15 protein-coding genes are annotated in these 17,285 nt (G+C 71.1%); 3 read left to right on the top strand and 12 right to left on the bottom strand.

Features of this window, described 5'->3' with window-relative positions; all coding sequences use genetic code 11:
* The 11 genes from murC to P8R59_RS12995 all read right to left on the bottom strand — a co-directional run bounded on the left by murC (position 1) and on the right by P8R59_RS12995 (position 12,562).
* Positions 1–1,407 (bottom strand): UDP-N-acetylmuramate--L-alanine ligase, encoded by a 1,407-nt coding sequence (gene murC, locus P8R59_RS13045; protein ID WP_278101419.1) that lies wholly within the window; start codon positions 1,405–1,407, stop codon positions 1–3.
* Positions 1,408–1,514: 107 nt separating this feature from the next.
* A complete protein-coding gene (locus P8R59_RS13040; protein ID WP_278101418.1) occupies positions 1,515–2,588 on the bottom strand; it encodes a UDP-N-acetylglucosamine--N-acetylmuramyl-(pentapeptide) pyrophosphoryl-undecaprenol N-acetylglucosamine transferase in 1,074 nt (357 codons plus the stop codon).
* A 56-nt stretch (positions 2,589–2,644) separates the two neighbouring features.
* On the bottom strand, positions 2,645–3,883 hold the full coding sequence (ftsW, locus tag P8R59_RS13035; RefSeq protein WP_077049888.1) for a putative lipid II flippase FtsW: 1,239 nt from the start codon (positions 3,881–3,883) through the stop codon (positions 2,645–2,647).
* Positions 3,884–3,900: 17 nt separating this feature from the next.
* Positions 3,901–5,421 carry a UDP-N-acetylmuramoyl-L-alanine--D-glutamate ligase gene (gene murD, locus P8R59_RS13030; protein WP_278101417.1) on the bottom strand — a complete coding sequence of 507 codons (1,521 nt, stop codon included), beginning with the start codon at positions 5,419–5,421 and terminating at the stop codon, positions 3,901–3,903.
* The gene (gene mraY / locus P8R59_RS13025) at positions 5,418–6,524 is read right to left on the bottom strand and encodes a phospho-N-acetylmuramoyl-pentapeptide-transferase (RefSeq protein WP_278101416.1); all 1,107 of its coding nucleotides are present in this window, start codon (positions 6,522–6,524) and stop codon (positions 5,418–5,420) included. Before mraY ends, murD begins: the two co-directional genes overlap by 4 nt.
* Positions 6,521–7,933: a UDP-N-acetylmuramoyl-tripeptide--D-alanyl-D-alanine ligase gene (locus tag P8R59_RS13020; protein ID WP_278101415.1), complete on the bottom strand. Its 1,413-nt coding sequence runs from the start codon at positions 7,931–7,933 to the stop codon at positions 6,521–6,523. The genes mraY and P8R59_RS13020 overlap by 4 nt, the downstream gene beginning before the upstream one ends.
* Positions 7,934–7,985: 52 nt before the next feature.
* Positions 7,986–9,782: a peptidoglycan D,D-transpeptidase FtsI family protein gene (locus P8R59_RS13015; RefSeq protein WP_278101414.1), complete on the bottom strand. Its 1,797-nt coding sequence runs from the start codon at positions 9,780–9,782 to the stop codon at positions 7,986–7,988.
* Between the two features lie 4 nt (positions 9,783–9,786).
* Positions 9,787–10,398: a hypothetical protein gene (locus tag P8R59_RS13010; RefSeq protein WP_278101413.1), complete on the bottom strand. Its 612-nt coding sequence runs from the start codon at positions 10,396–10,398 to the stop codon at positions 9,787–9,789.
* Entirely contained in the window at positions 10,395–11,348 is a 954-nt protein-coding gene (gene rsmH / locus P8R59_RS13005) for a 16S rRNA (cytosine(1402)-N(4))-methyltransferase RsmH (protein WP_077049882.1), read from the bottom strand. Before rsmH ends, P8R59_RS13010 begins: the two co-directional genes overlap by 4 nt.
* Before the next feature lie 96 nt (positions 11,349–11,444).
* Positions 11,445–11,876, bottom strand: a complete 432-nt coding sequence (gene mraZ / locus P8R59_RS13000; RefSeq protein WP_076490712.1) for a division/cell wall cluster transcriptional repressor MraZ — start codon at positions 11,874–11,876, stop codon at positions 11,445–11,447.
* Between the two features lie 299 nt (positions 11,877–12,175).
* A complete protein-coding gene (locus P8R59_RS12995) occupies positions 12,176–12,562 on the bottom strand; it encodes a DUF3040 domain-containing protein (protein ID WP_278101412.1) in 387 nt (128 codons plus the stop codon).
* Between the two features lie 64 nt (positions 12,563–12,626).
* On the opposite strand from P8R59_RS12995, the gene P8R59_RS12990 reads away from it, so the two are divergent.
* The gene (locus P8R59_RS12990; protein ID WP_278101411.1) at positions 12,627–13,718 is read left to right on the top strand and encodes a polyprenyl synthetase family protein; all 1,092 of its coding nucleotides are present in this window, start codon (positions 12,627–12,629) and stop codon (positions 13,716–13,718) included.
* Between the two features lie 19 nt (positions 13,719–13,737).
* Here the strand turns inward: P8R59_RS12990 and P8R59_RS12985 are convergent, their stop codons facing one another.
* Positions 13,738–14,082 (bottom strand): Rv2175c family DNA-binding protein, encoded by a 345-nt coding sequence (locus P8R59_RS12985; RefSeq protein ID WP_278101410.1) that lies wholly within the window; start codon positions 14,080–14,082, stop codon positions 13,738–13,740.
* A 137-nt stretch (positions 14,083–14,219) separates the two neighbouring features.
* Between P8R59_RS12985 and P8R59_RS12980 the strand changes: the two genes are divergently transcribed.
* Positions 14,220–15,224 (top strand): LysM peptidoglycan-binding domain-containing protein, encoded by a 1,005-nt coding sequence (locus P8R59_RS12980; protein ID WP_278101409.1) that lies wholly within the window; start codon positions 14,220–14,222, stop codon positions 15,222–15,224.
* A 54-nt stretch (positions 15,225–15,278) separates the two neighbouring features.
* On the top strand, positions 15,279–17,225 hold the full coding sequence (pknB, locus tag P8R59_RS12975) for a Stk1 family PASTA domain-containing Ser/Thr kinase (RefSeq protein WP_278101408.1): 1,947 nt from the start codon (positions 15,279–15,281) through the stop codon (positions 17,223–17,225).
* Positions 17,226–17,285 lie beyond the last annotated feature (60 nt).

The raw sequence follows: 17,285 nt of genomic DNA, 5'->3' as shown, positions 1-17,285 counted from the left end.
TCAGACCGCCGCGGCCTCGGTGCGGGAAAGCGCCTCGAGCACCTGCGGGATGATCTGGTACACGTTGCCGCACCCGAGGGTGATGACGTAGTCGCCGGGTCGGGCGATGGCCGCGGTGTACTCCGCGGCGCTCTGCCAGTCGGGCACGTAGTGCACGTGCGCGGGATCGGCGAACGCGCCGCTGACGAGCTCCCCCGTCACGCCCGGCACGGGGTCTTCGCGCGCGCCGTACACGTCGAGCATGACCGTGTGGTCCGCGAGGGACTCGAGCACCTCGGCGAACTCGCGGTACATCTCCTGCGTGCGGGAGTACGTGTGCGGCTGCTGGATCGCGATGATGCGCCCGTCACCGACGACCGTCCGCGCCGCGGAGAGGGCCGCCGCGACCTCGGTGGGATGGTGGGCGTAGTCGTCGTAGACGCTCACCCCGCGCTGGACACCGTGCAGTTCGAAGCGGCGGACGGTGCCGCCGAACCCCTCCACGGCCTTCGCGGCGTCCGCGAGACCGTAGCCGAGCACGGTGAGCACGGCGACCGCGCCGGCCGCGTTCACCGCGTTGTGCGCCCCGGGCACCCGCAGACGCACGTCGGCGCTCTCCTCGCCCGCGGACACCGTGAAGGACACCGGCCCGTCGGTGCGGACGTCGGTCAGCCGCACGTCGGCCGCGGCATCCTCGCCGAAGGTGACGACGTTCGGGTGGGTGATGCGTTCGCGCACCGCCCGAGCACCGGCGTCGTCGGCCGAGATGACGACCGCTTCGCGGGCCGCGTCGGCGAAGCGGGCGAACGCGGCGTCGAAGGCTTCGCGCGAGCCGTAGTGATCGAGGTGGTCGGGGTCGACGTTCGTGATGAGCGCCACGGAGGTGTCGTACAGCAGGAAGGTGCCGTCGGACTCGTCGGCCTCGATGACGAACAGCTCGTCGGAGCCGGTGCCGCTGGAGGCGCCGAGGTCGGCGATGACCCCGCCGTTGACGAACGTCGGGTCGGCGTCGAGCGCGCGCAGCGCGGTCACGATCATGCCGGTCGAGGTGGTCTTGCCGTGCGCGCCCGCGACCGAGACGAGGCGACGCCCGCCGATGAGCCAGTGCAGCGCCTGCGAGCGGTGGATGACGTGGAGTCCGCGCTGCTTCGCCGTGACGAACTCGGGGTTCTCGGGCCAGATGGCGCCGGTGTGCACGACCGTGTCGGCGTCGCCGAGGTGGGCGGCGTCGTGACCGACGTGGACCGTCGCGCCGCGGGCGGCGAGATCGCGCAACGCCGCACTGTCGGCGCGGTCGGAGCCGGAGACCCGGATGCCGCGGTCGAGGAACATGCGCGCGAGGCCGGACATGCCCGAGCCGCCCACTCCGATGAAGTGCGCGGAGGTGATGGACTCGGGGATGGGGAGGCTCAGGTCGGGTCTGATCATGACCTTGCGATCCTACGTCGCGTGGGCGACGGCTCGGCCCCGGCGCGCCCGGGGGTCAGGGCCTCCGCGGCCGGCGTCCCGGATGCGGCGGGGCCGGCGGGCGAGGGTCAGCGGGCGAGGGCGGCGTCGAGGAGGGCGATGACGTTCTCGGTGCCCGCGCGCGTCCCCGTCCGCGCCGCAGCGGCGCGCATGGCATCCCGCCCGTCGCCGTCGCGGAGGAGCGGGACGATCTCGGCCCGGACGCGGTCGGCGGTGAACTCTGCGTCGGGGATGAGGCGTGCGGCGCCCGCCCGGACGGCGGCCGCGGCGTTCAGGCTCTGCTCGCCGTTGCCGACCGCGTACGGCACGTAGACGGCGGGGATCCCGAGGGCACTGATCTCGCTCACCGTGGCCGCGCCCGAACGGGACACGATGAAATCCGCGAGGGCGAACGCGAGATCCATGCGGTCGACGTAGCGCACGAGCGCGTAGCCGGGCGCGCCCGGATCGGCGAGGTCGGACTTCTCGCCGGTGACGTGCAGCAGCTGCCAGCCGGCGTCGAGCACATCGCGCCACGCACCGCCGAACGCCTCGTTCAGGCGCTGCGCCCCGAGCGACCCGCCGAAGACGAGGAGCGTGGGGGCCGTGGCATCCAGTCCGAAGTGCGCGGCCGCCTCGCCACGCCGGGCAGCGCGGTCGAGGTCGACGATCTCGCGGCGGAGCGGCATGCCGACGACGCGCGCGCCGCGCAACGGCGTCCCCTCGAACGCCACGCCCACCCCGGCCGCCGCCCGGGCGCCCAGCACGTTCGCGAGCCCGGGGCGCGCGTTGGCCTCGTGCACGACGAACGGGATGCGCTCCCAGCGCGCCGCCACGTACGCCGGCGCCGACGCGTACCCGCCGAATCCGACGACGGCGTCGACGCCGCGCTCGCGGATGACGCGCCGCACCTGTGCGATGGCGCGACGGAAGCGGGAGGGGAACGCCGCGGCCGCGCGATCGGGGCGGCGCGGGAACGGCACCTTGTCGACGAAGAGGAGCTCGTACCCGCGCAACGGGACGAGGCGCGCCTCGAGCCCCTCGCGGGTGCCGAGCACGAGCACCTCGCCGTCGGGATCACGGGCGCGGAGTCCGTCGGCCACGGCGAGCAGGGGGTTCACATGGCCGGCGGTACCGCCGCCGGCCAGAAGCGTGGTCGTCACCCTTCGACCCTAACCAGCGGGACGCCACCGGTCGCACCGCACCGGCGGCGCAGAACTCAGCGGCGGCGCCGCGCGGGCGTCCGCGCCGGGGGCGTCGGCATCGCGCGGCGGTCGGGCAGCGTCCGGGCGCACGAGAGCAGCACACCGCACGCGATGAGCACGGACAGCAGCGACGTACCGCCCTGCGACATGAACGGCAGGGGGACGCCCAACACCGGGAAGATGCGCAGGACCACGCCGATGTTCACCAGAGCCTGGCCGACGATCCACAGCGTGATCGCGCCGGCCACGATCCGGACGAAGGAGTCGTCGGTGCGACGGATGATGTGGAACGCGCCGACGGCGAACAACGCGAACAGGGTCAGCACGACGAGGCATCCGATGAGCCCGAGCTCCTCGCCGATGATCGCGAAGATGTAGTCGTTCGCGGCCGCGGGAAGCCAGTCGTACTTCTCTTTCGAGTTGCCCAGGCCCAGGCCCAGCACTCCCCCGCTGGCCAGACCCCACACGCCATGGAGCGACTGGTAGCAGGACGTGTAGTAGCAGGAGGCGTCGTCCGGGTCGAAGAGGCTGGCGATGCGCGCCATGCGGTTCTCGCTGCCGAACGCGGAGGCGAGGACCACGACGACCGACAGCACCGCGGGGACGATGAACATGCGCAGCTTGATCCCCGCGAAGAACAGCGCTCCCAGCACCACGAGCACGAGGATCATCACGGTGCCGAGGTCTTTCCCACCGAGCACGGTGCCGATGACGAGCACCGCGACGGGCACGACGGGGATGAACACGTGCTTCCACGAGGTCAGCAGGCGGCGCTTGCGATAGAGCACCGCGCCCATCCACAACGCCAGGGCCAGCTTGAGGAACTCGGCCGGCTGGAACTGGAACCCGGCGATCTGCACCCAGTTGCGGTTTCCGTACGAGGCGATGCCGAGCCCGGGGACGTACACCAGCAGCTGGAACATCGTGGCCAGGATCAGCGTCGGCCAGGCGATGCGTTTCCAGAACTGCATCGGCGCGCGGCTGAGGACGAACATGAGCGGGATGCCGACGACGGCGAAGATGCCCTGCTTGAGGACGTGGTCGAAAGGGTTCTGACCTCCGTCGAGGGCGGAGGTCGCGGACAGCACCATCACCAGTCCGAATCCGGTGAGCAGCAGCGCCGCGGAGGCGATGAGCAGGAACTCGCTGGGCACCGGCTGGAACGCCCTCCCGAGGGAGACGCGGGCGGCCAGTCCCCTGCGGGCGGGTTCGTCCTCGGGGGCCTGACGGGGCGGGGGTGCGGTGGTGGTCACGCGGTGTTCCCCTCGTCCTACGTTCGGGCCGATCCCTCGTCCTGGCCCGCGATCCACTCCCGCACCGCCCGAGCGAAACGCTCGCCGCGGTCGGAGTAGGAGGCGAACTGATCGAACGACGCCGCCGCGGGAGCCAGGAGCACGGTGTCTCCGTCCCGGGCCACGTCGGCCGCCAGTTCGACGACCCGTGCCATGACGTCTTCAGTCTCGGTGTGGTCCACCTCGAACAGCGGAACCGCGGGCGCGTGTCGCTCGAACGCGGCGACGATCTCGCCCCGCTCCGTGCCGATCACGATCGCGGCGCGCGTACCCGCCCCGCGCGCCCGCACGAGGTCGGCGACGTCGACGCCCTTCAGCAGCCCGCCGACGACCCACACCGCACCGGGGTACGCCGCGAGCGACGACCCCGCGGCGTGCGGGTTCGTCGCCTTGGAGTCGTCGACCCACGTGACACCGCGATGCGCCGCGACGACCTGGATGCGGTGGGGGTCCAGCCGGAAGCGGTCCAGGGCGTCGTGGATGTCGGCGGGAGCCACCCCCAGGGATCGGGCGAGCGCGGACGCCGCGAGGATGTTCGACACGACGTGCGGGGCGGAGAGCCCCTGCTCGGCGAGGTCCGCGACCGTCGTCAGTTCGAGCGCCGAGGTCGCACGCTCCTCGAGGAATGCGCGGTCGACCAGGATGCCGTCGACGACGCCGAGGTCGCTCGGACCCGGGACGCCGAGGTCGAACCCGATGGCTCGCGCCCCTTCCACGACCTCGGCCTCTTCGACCATCTCGCGGGTGGCGACGTCGGCCTTGTTGTAGACGCAGGCGACGCGCGTGCGGGCGTACACGCCGGCCTTGGCGTCGCGGTACGCCGCGAAGCTGCCGTGCCACTCGAGGTGATCGTCGGCGAGGTTGAGGCAGACCGCGGCGTGCGGCGACAGCGCCTCGGGCCCGGACTGGAGGTTGAGGTACCAGAGCTGATGGCTCGAGAGCTCCACGACGAGCACGTCGAACCCCGCGGGGTCGCGGATCGCGTCGAGCACGGGCGTGCCGATGTTGCCGACCGGGACCGCCCGCAGCCCACCGGCGACGAGCATCTCGGCCGTCAACCGCGTGGTCGTGGTCTTGCCGTTGGTCCCCGTGATCAGGACCCAGTCCGCCGGACGCCCGTCGGGCCGCACGACCTTGTCGCGCACGCGCCACGCCAGCTCGACGTCGCCCCACACAGGGATGCCGCTCTCCTGCGCCCAGACGATGAGCGGGTGCGACGGGGGGAAGCCGGGCGAGGCGAGGACGACGTCGGGAGCGAAGCCCGCGAGCGCGTCCGGCACGGTGTCCAGCGGACCCACGTGCAGTTCCGCACCGATGACGGGCAGCAGGCGCGCGTACTCCGGGTCGGCCCTCTCGGTGACGACGAGAACGTCAGCGCCGAGCTCCGCGAGCGTGTCGGCGGCGGAGAAACCGGTCACCGACAGGCCCAGCACGGCGACCTTCAGGCCCCGCCACTCGGCGTACCAGCTGTGCAGGGATGCCACCCGCTCGGCGCTCATACCCGGGCCAGCCATTCGACGTAGAAGAAGCCGACGCCCGACACGGCCAGCAGGCCCGCGATGATCCACATGCGCACGACGATCGTCACCTCGGGCCACCCGCGCATCTCGAGGTGGTGGTGCAGCGGACTCATGAGGAAGAGCCGCTTCCCGCGCGTGATCTTGAAGTAGATGCGCTGGAGGATCACCGATCCGGAGGCGATCACGTACACACCGGCGATGAGGACGAGCAGCAGTTCGGTGCGGGTGAGGATCGCCATCGCGGCGATCACGCCGCCGATCGCCATCGAGCCGCAGTCGCCCATGAAGACCCTCGCCTTGGGAGCGTTCCACCATAGGAACCCGACGAGCGCGCCGACGAACGAGGCCGAGACGATCGCGAGGTCGAACGGGTCGCGGACGGCATAGCATCCGGCCTGGACGGCGGGTTCGAGCACATCGGCGCACATCTGCTTGTTCTGCCAGAAGGCCATGAGGCTGTAGGCGCCCACGACGAAGATGCCCGAGCCGGCGGCGAGGCCGTCGAGTCCGTCGGCGACGTTGACCGAATTGGATGTCGCGGTGCCGATGAGCGAGATCCACGCCAGGTACAGCAGCCATCCGACGATCGGACCCAGCGCGAAGAGCGAGAGCACCTGGATGTCACGGAAGATCGAGACGTACTGCGACGCGGGCGTCTGCCCGAAGGCGTTGGGGAAGTTGAGGGCGACGATCGCGAACGGGACGGTGACGATGACCTGCCCGGCGATCTTGCGCCACCCCGAGAGCCCCAGGCTGTTCTGGAACCGGACCTTCATGTAGTCGTCGATGAATCCGACGACTCCGAAGCCCAGCATGAGCCACAGCACCAGCAGGCCCGACACGGTCGGCGGGTTGTTGCCCGCGTACGCCCCGATGAGGTAGCCGATGATGGTGCCGAGGATGAAGATCGTGCCGCCCATCGTGGGCGTTCCACGCTTGGCCCCGTGCGAGGGGTTGTGCACGTTCTCGGGCGTGCGGATGACCTGTCCCCAGCCCCACTTCCGGAAGCCCCGCAGGAACACCGGAGTGAGGAAGAGCGTGAAGGCCAGAGAGATCCCCGCCGATGTCAGAAGTGATCTCACGCGAACGATTCTCCCAGACGGTCGCCGAGGAACCGGAGCCCGGCGGAGTTGGAGGACTTCACCAGCACGCGATCGCCGTCGCGGAGCTCGTTCCGGAGATAGTCGTAGGCCGAGTCGGCATCCGGGAAGAAGACGGCCTCGCCGTCCCAGGATCCCTGGGCGATCGCCTCGAGGTACATGCGGCGCGCATCCTGGCCGATGACGACGATCCGCTGAATGCGCAGGCGCACCGCCAGCAGCCCGACGCGGTCGTGCTCCTCGTCGGCGTACTCGCCGAGCTCGCTCATCGCGCCGAGCACCGCGACCGTGCGCTCATCGGGTCCGGTGATCTGGGCGAGCGTGCGCAGAGCCGCGGACATCGAGTCGGGGCTGGCGTTGTAGGCGTCGTTGATGATGCGCACGCGCTCGGACCCGAGGGGCTGCATGCGCCACCGCTCGGCGAGCTCGACGGTCGACAGGCGCGCGATCGCTTCCTCCGCCGTGACGCCCAGCGCCGTGGCGGCGGCGATCGCGGCGAGGGCGTTCATGACGTGGTGCTCGCCCAGTACCCGCAGCTCGAGGGTGTGCTCCTCGCCGTCGACGACCAGCTGAGCGCGCGTGCCGGATGCCGAGACCTCGACGTCGAGGGCGCGCACCTGAGCCCGCTCGCCCCGACCGAACCAGCGCACCTCCTGGCCGCGTTCGCGGGCGAGGGGCTCCATCGCGGCGACGCGCGGATCATCCGCGTTGAGCACGGCGAGGCCGCCCTCGCGGGTCGCGCGCACGAGTTCGCTCTTGGCGTGGAAGGTCGATTCGATCCCGCCGAAGCCGCCGGCGTGCGCCATGCCCACCATGAGCACCACCCCGATATCGGGGGTGACGAGACCGGCGAGGCGGGCGATGGCGCCCGGAGCGCTCGCACCGAACTCGCTCACGAGGAAGCGCGTGTCGTCGGTGACGCGCAGCATCGTCAACGGCGCGCCGACCTCGTTGTTGAACGAGGCGCGCGGAGCGACGGTGGAGCCCTCGTCCTCGAGGATGCGCGCGAGGAGGTTCTTCGTCGTCGTCTTGCCGTTGGAGCCGGTGATGCCGACGATGCGGAGGTTCCCGGTGGCGCGCACGCGCGCGACGACGTCGCGGGCGAGCTCGCCCAGGGCCTCGACGACATCCGGCACGACGACCTGGCTGACCGGCTGGTCGAGCTCGCGTTCGACCAGGGCCAGCACCGCGCCCCGCTCGATCGCGGCGGGGACGAAGAGGTGGCCGTCGGTGGTCTCGCCGGGCTTGGCGACGAAGATCCCGCCGGGTTCGATGAGCCGCGAATCGGTGTCGATAAGTCCGCTGACGGTGGTCTCGGGGGTGTCGTCGCCGCGGAGCACGAGGCGGCCGCCGAGCACGGAGGCGATGTGGGAGAGGCTGGTGGAGATCATTGCTGTGTACGGACGCCCTTTCCGTGTCGGGAGGAGACCGGCATCCGGCGTGTCAGCCGAACTTGGGCAGTTCGGGGGAAGTGGTTCCGGACGGGATCACCCGGTAGTTCTTGAGCACCTGGGTGAGTGCCTTCTGGAAGGCGGGGGCCGTGGCCGCAGACGACTTTACCGTCCGCGGTTCGTCGAGGTTGACCGAGACGATGTACTGCGGGTCGTCGGCGGGCGCGAAGCCGATCATGGTGGTGAAGTAGGCGTCGGGCTTGTAGGCACCGGTGGCGGGGTCGGTCTTCTCACCGGTACCGGTCTTGATCGCGACGCGGTACCCGGGGATGCTCACCTGCGAGGCGAGGGTGCCCTGCGTCGCGACGTTCTCGAGCATCTGCGACACCTTCGTGGCGGTGTCGGCCGACACGACGCGCTGGCCCTCGGTCGAGGGCACGTCGGTGACGGTGCCGTCCGCGGCCGTGCAGCTCTCCACGAGCGAGAGCGGCACGCGCACTCCCCCGTTCGCGATCGTCTGGTAGGCGCTGACGAGCTGCGGGATCGTCACGGCGAGGCCCTGACCGAACGCGGTGTTGTAGAACGTCTGGTCGCCCCAGTCGCCCACGGGATGCAGGATGCCGGCGGACTCGCCCGGGAAGTCGATCGCCGTGGTCGAGCCGATGCCGAACTTCTGCAGGTAGTCGAAGCGCGTCTGGGCGGGGATCATCTCGGCGAACTTGGAGATGCCGACGTTCGAAGAGTCGATGAGCACGCCCGTCAGGGTGTAGTTGTTCGCGCCGTGCGCGAAGGCGTCGGTGACCCGGGCACCGCCGCGGAGCGTCTCGCTCGAGGATGCCGTGACGGTGGTCCCCTCGGCGAACGACCCGCTGTCCAGTCCGATCGCCGCGGTGAGCGCCTTGAACGTCGAGCCCGGCTCGACGGGATCGGTGAACGTCCAGCTGCCGCGCTCGTCCTCGGGAGTCGCGGTCGGGTCGTTGGGGTCGACGGTCGGGTACTCGGCGAGGGCCCGGACCTTGCCCGTCTTGGCCTCGACGACGGTGATCGCGCCGCGGACCGCCCCGGTGTTCTGCACCTGCTCGGCGATGAGCTGGCCCATGTACCACTGCAGGTCGCGGTCGATCGTGAGCTTGAGGGTTCCGCCGTCGACGGCGGGCTCGGTCTGCACTTCGGTTCCGGGCAGCACGACGCCGTCGCGGCCCTGCTGGAACACGACCTTGCCGTCCTGGGAGGCAAGGCAGGAATCGTCGGCGAGTTCGAGCCCGGCGAGCGCCTGTCCGTCGCCGCCGACGAACCCGAGCAGGTTGCCGCCGACCGCCCCGTCGGGGTACACCCGACCCGCCTTGGGGGGGAACACCAGGAACGGCAGCCCGAGGTCGGCGAGACCTCGGTACTGCTCGGTGGAGACGTCCTTCGCGATGATCGCGTAGCGCGAGGCGGGGTCGACGGCCACGGCATCCGTCACGACCTTCTCGACCGTGGCGGGATCCTCACCGAGGATGTCGGCGATCTTCGCGGCCAGGTCGGACCATGTGGCCTCGACGCGGGTCGTGCCGTCGTCGTCACGGGAGACGAGCCCCTGAGCGGCGAGCATCGGGTCGACCTGGACGTCGTAGCGGTGCACGCTCGACGCGAGCGTGACGCCGTTCTCGTCGACGATGGATCCCCGCGAGGCGTACTCGACGCGGGAGTTCTGCAGGCCCATGGCCAGCGATTCGTCCACGTGCTCGCGGGCGTTCACGACCTGGATGTCGACCAGTCGGACGACGAAGGCGATGAGCACGATCAGCACGACCGAGAGGGCCACCACCGTGCGACGTCGCGGAGAGCGGGAAAGCGTCGTCGTCATGGGCTTATCGTGTCGCGGGCGTCGGCAGACCGTCGCTGATCGGCGGGGGTGTCGCGGAACCGGTCGCCGGAGCCGTCGCATCGGTGGCCGCGTCAGCGGTGGTCGTGGCGTCGGTGGCGGGCCCCGCGGCCTGCTGCGGGTCGGTCACGAGGGGGACCCCCGCGATCAGGGCGTTGCGAACGGACCCGCGACCGATGGCATCCACGGAGGAGGCGCCCTCGGCGGGCTTGCCGGCGCCGATGACGGCACCGTCGCTCAGTCGCAGGTAGGTCGGCGTCTCGTCGATCACCATCCCGAGCGCGGCGGCGTTCGCGGCGAGGTACTGGGGCGAGTTCAGCCCGGCGACCTCGTCGTAGAGGATCTGCTTCTGGTACGTGAGGTCCCGCTGCTGCTGGGTGAGCGACGAGATCTCGAACGAGCTCTGCGTGGTGAGGATCGACAGACCCATCTGCACGAGCGCGATCAGGACCGCCCCGAGCACCGCGATGACGCCGAAGGCGCGTCGCGGCACACGTCGACGCGCGGGCGCGTCGACCGCGTGGAGCCGTCGGGGCTCGCGGACGGGGACGGGGAACTCCGGGAGGAACGCCGCGTCGATGGTCTGGGGAGCGCTCATGCGTCCTCCTGGATCCTCTCGGCCGCACGCAGACGCACGGGGGTGGCACGCGGGTTGGCGGCGCGTTCTTCGTCGCCGGCGAGTTCGGCGCCGCGCACGAGCAGCCGGAACTTGGGGGCGTGCTCGGGGAGTTCGACCGGCAGGCCGCGGGGAGCGGTGGATGCCGACGCTTCGGCGAACACCCGCTTGACCAGGCGGTCCTCGAGCGACTGGTAGGACAGCACGACGATGCGCCCCCCGACGCCGAGGACGCTCAGGGCCGCGGGGATCGCGCGTTCGAGCACCGACAGTTCGGCGTTGACCTCGATACGCAGGGCCTGGAAGACGCGCTTGGCGGGATGCCGTTCCCGCAGCACCGCGGCCGGCGTCGCCGCCTGGAGCACGTCGACCAACTGGCCCGAACGCTCCAGCGGCGCCTGCTGCCGCGCGGCGATGATCGCGCGGGCGTAGCGGCCCGCCAGCTTCTCTTCTCCGTAGCGCTCGAAGATGCGGCGGAGGTCGCCCTCGCCGTACGTCGCGAGCACCTCGGCGGCGGTGACGCCGGAGGTCTGGTCCATGCGCATGTCCAGCGGGGCGTCCTGCGCGTAGGCGAACCCGCGCGCGGCTTCGTCGAGCTGGAGCGAGGACACTCCCAGGTCGAACAGGATGCCGTCGACCTTGTCGACGCCCGCCGAGGCCACGGCATCCGCGATGCCGTCGTAGACGGTGTGCACGAACGTCGTACGGCCTTCGAACCGGGCCAGGCGCTCCCCCGCGATGCGCAGGGCGTCGGTGTCGCGGTCCAGACCGATCAGACGCGCGGTCGGGAACCGCTCGAGGAACGCTTCGGAGTGGCCGCCCATGCCGAGGGTGGCATCGACGAAGACGGCTCCCTCGCGCTGGAGGGCCGGGCCGAGCAGCTCGGCGCAGCGCTCGAGCAGGACGGGGGTGTGAATGTCGCGGATGTCCATGATGACGGGGGGAGGTCGCGGGCTCTGATCCCCATCCGCTCGACCTGGCGCCGGGGAAGTGCGTCAGGGCGTGCGGCTGGGAATCACAGCCCGCGATCAGAACAGTCCCGGGATCACCTCCTGCTCCATCTCGGCGTAGGTCTCTTCGTTGCTCTCGGCGTAGGCGTTCCAGGCCGTGGCGTCCCAGATCTCGGCGTGGGCGCCGACACCGGTGACGACCAGTTCCCGATCGAGGCCGGCGTACGCGCGCAGCGCCGGGGGGACGGTGATGCGGTTCTGCCCGTCGGGCTTCTCCGCACTGGCCCCGGAGAGGAACATGCGCAGGAAGTCGCGGGCCTGCTTGTTGCTGAGCGGCGCCTCGCGGATCCGCTCGTGCACGCGCTCGAACTCCTCGGTGCTGAACACGTAGAGGCAGCGGTCCTGCCCCCGGGTGATCACCACTCCGGCTCCGAGATCGTCACGGAACTTCGCGGGCAGGATGACGCGCCCTTTGTCGTCGAGCTTGGGAGTGTGCGTGCCGAGCAGCATTCGGGCGTCCACCCCCTTCGTCCGGCCTGCGAAGTTTCCCCCACTTTACTCCACTGGCCTCCACTTCGCCATCAGAATGCGGGTCTTCCGCGGGGAATCCGTGACGTGTAGGGTCTTCCCCCGCTCAACGGCGGGGTCCGACATCCGCGTCGATCCGCGGCATCCGACCGCGCGCGACACGAGCGGGCCCCCGAGTGGAGGGAAAGGGAGCGATTCTCACGCCGCTCGCGGCGGTCACCGCGGACGCAAAAAAACACCGGCTCCGAAGAGCCGGTGTTCAGGTGAAGCGAGGAGGAGGGTCAGCGCCCTTCGTTGCGGCGGTCCCACCGATCGTTCATGCGATCCATGAAGGAGGCACCCGACGCGCGGGGGGCACGCGCACCCGAGGCGGCGCGGGCTGACGGGAGTCGCGAGGAGCTGCGCGTGGGGGTGACGGCGAAGACCACGCCGCCGACCATCACCAGGAAGCCGACCACACCCACCGCGATACCGAGGACGCCCGTGTTGAACCCGATCGAGACGCCCGCGATGAGGGCGCCGAGACCGGCGAGCACGAGGATCGACCCGAGGACGATGTTGCGATAGCTGAGCGCGCGACTCGGAGCGGTGACGACGTCGGCGTCGTTACTCATGAGATGGCGTTCCATCTCGTCCAGCAGACGCTGCTCCTGTTCGGAGAGTGGCATGCGTCCCCCTCTATTGCTCAGTACGTTCGATTCTACGCGGGGCGTGGATCACTAGGCTAGGCCCGTGTCGACCTCCCCGGAACCGATCGAAGCCGTTTCTCAGCGACTCGACAAGTTCGTGTCTGAACAGATATCGTACGCCTCCGCGCTGGGGTCCGAGGCCGAGAAGATGGCCCGTGCCGGGGCCGCTTCCCTGCGGGGCGGCAAGCGTCTGCGCGCCCGCTTCCTGCTGACCGGACGGCGTGCCGTCGACGAGGTCGCCGCGGGCGCCCCGACGGCTCCGGACACCGCCGCCGTCGGGGTCGCGGCGGCCCTCGAGGTGTTCCAGGCGGCGGCCCTCGTCCACGACGACCTGATCGACAATTCGGACACGCGGCGCGGACAGCCCGCGGCCCATCGGGCCCTGCAGGCCGCGCATGTCGACGCGCACTGGGCCGGCGATCCCGAGGCATTCGGCCGTTCCGCGGCGATCCTTCTGGGCGACCTGCTCGTCGCGTGGAGCGACGACCTGCTCGAGGAATCCCTCGCCGACCTCGCCACGGCCCCGGCGACCCGGCGCCAGTACGCGGACATGCGTCGGGATGTCACGATCGGGCAGTTCCTCGACGTCGCGGAGGAGTCCGCGTACGCCGTCCACGACGACGACGACCACGCCGATCGCGCGCTGCGCGTCGCGTCCTACAAGTCGGCGCGTTACAGCATCCAGAAACCGCTGCAGATCGGAGCCGCTCTCGCGGGCGCGGACGACGCCCAGCTCGACGCGCTCGGACGCTTCGGGCACGACATCGGCATGGCGTTCCAGCTGCGCGACGACGTGCTCGGAGTGTTCGGCGACAGCGCGGTGACCGGCAAGCCCTCGGGCGACGATCTGCGCGAAGGCAAGCGCACCGTCCTCGTCGCGTACGCCCGCCAGGCGCTGTCCGTCGAGCGCCGCGCGGAGCTCGACGCCCTGCTCGGCGACAGGACCCTGGATGCCGGGCGCATCAGCGACCTGCAGCAGACGATCGTCGACACGGGTGCGCTCGAACGCACCGAGCAGCTCATCGTCGAGTACGAGCGTCAGGCCGAAGGCGCTCTCGACGGAGCGCACCTGGGCCGGGAAGCCGTCGCGGAGCTCCGGGAACTCGCCCGCGCCGCGACGCGTCGCACGTCCTGACGCGGTCGACGGATCGGGCTCAGGCCAGCGCGGCCGCCACGCGGCGCACTTCGCTCTTGCGTCCGGCCAGGAGCGCCTCGATCGGGGCGACTCCGATGGTCTCCTCCGGCGTGAAGAGCCAGTCGATGGTCTCGTCGGCGTCGAACCCGACGTCGTGGAGCACGATGATCGTGCCGCGCAGCGACGGCAGCGGGCGACCGTCGACGATGAACACCGCCGGCACCCGCAGGACGCCGTCGCGTCGCGTGCCCACCAGGTAGTTGTCGTCCAGCAGTCGGCGGACGCGCCCGAGAGGCTCCCCGAGCACCTCGACGAGGTCGGGAAGGGTCAGCCATTCGGTCGCGAAGCGGGGCGTGTCGGTCACCCTGCCACTATCTCATCCCGGCTCGGGAACGAGCACGCGAACCGCATCCGTCACACCCGTCACAACAACCTCATGCGTTGACATCCGTCACGTCGCGTGCGACGGTGGCGGGCAGTCGGAAGAACGGATCCCCCACCATGCGACGACTCCCTCCCCTGTCCGCGCGCCCGCGCGGCCTGACCGTCTGGCCCGCAGCCGTGGCCGGCACGATCGCGCTCGCCCTCTCCGGCGAGAACGCGGCGCACGCCGCCCCGCCGGCGCCCGCCCTGTCCGCCGTGCCCCCCGCACCCGCGACGCTCGGCTCCCCCGTCCGCGCGAGCGCAGCACCCCCGGTGTCGTACACCGTGCAGCCCGGCGACACCGTCTGGGCGATCGCCCGCGCGCACGGGCTGGACACCGCCGCCGTCCTCGCGGCGAACGGCCTCGAGGCGGGCAGCATCATCCGGCCGGGACAGGTGCTCGCGCTCGTCCCCGCCGCACCGGCGACTCCCCCGGCGGCGACGACGGAGGCACCCCCTGCTCCCGCGCCGAGCGGGCGCACGCACGAGGTGCGCCCCGGCGACACCGTGTCGGCCATCGCCGCCGCCAACGGCGTCTCCATCGACGCGGTCCTGGCGGCGAACGGCCTGACCCGCGCGTCGATCATCTACCCGGGCGAGACGCTCCAGATCCCCTCGGCCGGATCCGCCGCGGCGACCGGGGTCGCGGCATCCGCGGGTCCGGCGACGGCGCCCGGCCTCGACGCCGAACAGGCGGACAACGCCCGGCTCATCATCCGCATCGGCCGGGAGCTGGGCGTGTCGGACCGCGGCATCGCGATCGCCCTCGGCACCGCCATGCAGGAATCGTGGCTCCGCAACCTCGACTGGGGCGACCGCGACTCGCTGGGTCTTTTCCAGCAGCGACCGAGCAGCGGCTGGGGAGCGCCCGATCAGATCCTCGACCGCGAACGCGCGACGCGCGTCTTCTACGGCGGCGCGGGCGACCCCAACGGCTCGGCGACCCGCGGCCTGCTCGACATCCCCGGATGGGAGGGCATGGCCTACGCCGACGCCGCGCAGGCGGTGCAGATCTCGGCGTACCCCGATCGCTACGCGCAGTGGGAGTCCCCGGCGACCACCTGGATCGCGGTTCTCGGCTGATGCGAAGGTGAGCCGCTCCCCGTGCTCCCAGGGGGCGCTCCGTAGACTCGACCCGTGAGCACGAGTCAGCAGGCCGACCCGCTGATCGGCCGTCTCGTCGACGGCCGGTACCGGGTGCGCGCGCGCATCGCGCGCGGCGGCATGGCGACCGTGTACGTCGCGACCGACCTGCGCCTCGAGCGCCGGGTCGCGCTGAAGGTCATGCACGGCCATCTCAGCGACGACACCGTGTTCCAGAGCCGCTTCATCCAGGAGGCGCGGTCGGCTGCGCGACTGTCCGACCCGCACGTCGTCAACGTCTTCGACCAGGGCCAGGACGGCGACATGGCGTACCTCGTCATGGAGTACCTGCCCGGGATCACACTGCGCGAGCTCCTGCGCGAGCACAAACGCCTCACGGTCGATCAGACCCTGACGATCATGGATGCCATCCTGTCGGGCCTCGCGGCCGCGCATCGCGCCGGCATCGTCCACCGCGACGTCAAGCCCGAGAACGTCCTGCTGGCCGAGGACGGCCGGATCAAGATCGGCGACTTCGGACTCGCCCGCGCCACCACCGCCAACACCGCCAGCGGTGCGCAGCTGATGGGCACGATCGCGTATCTGGCGCCCGAGCTCGTCACGCGCGGCACGGCGGACGCCCGCAGCGACATCTACTCGCTCGGCATCGTGCTCTACGAGATGCTCGTCGGCGAGCAGCCCTACAAGGGCGAGCAGCCGATGCAGATCGCCTATCAGCACGCCACGGACTCGGTTCCGCGCCCGAGCGCGAAGAACCCGGGAGTCCCCGAGCAGCTCGACGAGCTGGTCCTGTGGGCCACCGAGCGCGAGCCCGCCGAGCGCCCGCTCGACGCGGGGGCGATGCTCGCCCGTCTGCGCGACATCGAGAAGGAGTTGGGCCTCGCGCCGCAGGTGGCGCGGGCCGTCGCCGTCGGCACCGTGGCGGCCAGCGCCGAGGAATCCCGCGAACTGACCAAGGTGCTGCCGCAGACCGCGGTCGTGCCGTCCACCCCGCACGACGACGTCGACAACGCCACGCGCTTGAGCCAGCGCACGCGTCGCCGCACCACGCGCGGCATCTGGCTCTTCGCGCTCGTGCTGATGCTCGCCGCCGGCGCCGCGACCGCCGGATGGTGGTTCGGGTCGGGACCCGGGTCGCTCGTGGCGGTGCCCGACGTCTCACGGATGAGCTTCGCCCAGGCCGAGGCCCTGCTCACCCAGGAGCAGCTCGGCGCCCAGGCGCAGGAGGTCAACGATCGGGAGATTCCGGCGGGCACCACGGTCGGGTCCGACCCCGAGGTCGACGTCCGGCTCGACAAGGGCACCGTGGTCACGGTCTTCGTCTCGATCGGCCCGGCCTCGCACGACCTGCCCGCCCTCGCCGGCAAGGGGACGGACGAGGTCAACGGCATCCTCGAGTCGGCCTACATCGGAGTGTCCGGCACGACGTCGGAGTTCACGGACGCGGGGGCGGGAACCGTACTCGGGGTCAGCATCACCCCGCGCGCCGGTGGCGACGCGATCGACTGCACCCAGGGCTGCACCGTGCTCGAGGGCGATGCGGCCGCGCTCGTGACGTCGCTGGGCCCGATCCCCGACGTGGTGGGGCTCACCACCGCGCAGGCCGAGCGGGCGATGAGCGACGCGCAGCTGCAGACCACCACGTCCGAGGAGTACAGCAACTCCGTTCCGTCGGGCACGGTCATCGGCATCGGCGATCGCGACGGTGGCGGCAACTGGCGCCCGAATGACACCGTCACCCTCCGCGTGTCGATCGGGCCCCGACCGGTGCAGATCCCCGAGAACGTCGTCGGGATGACGATCCGCGAGGCCGTCACCACGCTGCAAGGCCTGGGCTTCGAGGTCAACGCCGGGATCGACGACGGCACGCTCCCCCTCGGCTTCAAGTACTGGGACATCTACAAGGTCCGTTCGACCAACCCCAAGGCGGGAACGAACGCGCCACAGGGCAGCACCGTCACGCTGACGCCCACGCTGTAGCCCTCACCGCACGAGAGACGCCCCCGATCACACGGATCGGGGGCGTCTGTCGTGCAGCCG

Source organism: Microbacterium proteolyticum, from assembly GCF_029639405.1.
Classification (GTDB): Bacteria; Actinomycetota; Actinomycetes; order Actinomycetales; family Microbacteriaceae; genus Microbacterium.
This window is presented reverse-complemented; position numbering and strand designations above follow the sequence as displayed.

Coding starts and splice junctions, on each gene's coding strand:
- murC (WP_278101419.1), bottom strand. CDS start 1,407: ATGATCAGACCCGACCTGAGCCTCCCCATCCCCGAGTCCATCACCTCC.
- P8R59_RS13015 (WP_278101414.1), bottom strand. CDS start 9,782: ATGACGACGACGCTTTCCCGCTCTCCGCGACGTCGCACGGTGGTGGCC.
- P8R59_RS13020 (WP_278101415.1), bottom strand. CDS start 7,933: ATGATCTCCACCAGCCTCTCCCACATCGCCTCCGTGCTCGGCGGCCGC.
- mraZ (WP_076490712.1), bottom strand. CDS start 11,876: ATGCTGCTCGGCACGCACACTCCCAAGCTCGACGACAAAGGGCGCGTC.
- murD (WP_278101417.1), bottom strand. CDS start 5,421: ATGAGCGCCGAGCGGGTGGCATCCCTGCACAGCTGGTACGCCGAGTGG.
- rsmH (WP_077049882.1), bottom strand. CDS start 11,348: ATGGACATCCGCGACATTCACACCCCCGTCCTGCTCGAGCGCTGCGCC.
- P8R59_RS12980 (WP_278101409.1), top strand. CDS start 14,220: ATGCGACGACTCCCTCCCCTGTCCGCGCGCCCGCGCGGCCTGACCGTC.
- P8R59_RS13010 (WP_278101413.1), bottom strand. CDS start 10,398: ATGAGCGCTCCCCAGACCATCGACGCGGCGTTCCTCCCGGAGTTCCCC.
- P8R59_RS12995 (WP_278101412.1), bottom strand. CDS start 12,562: ATGCCACTCTCCGAACAGGAGCAGCGTCTGCTGGACGAGATGGAACGC.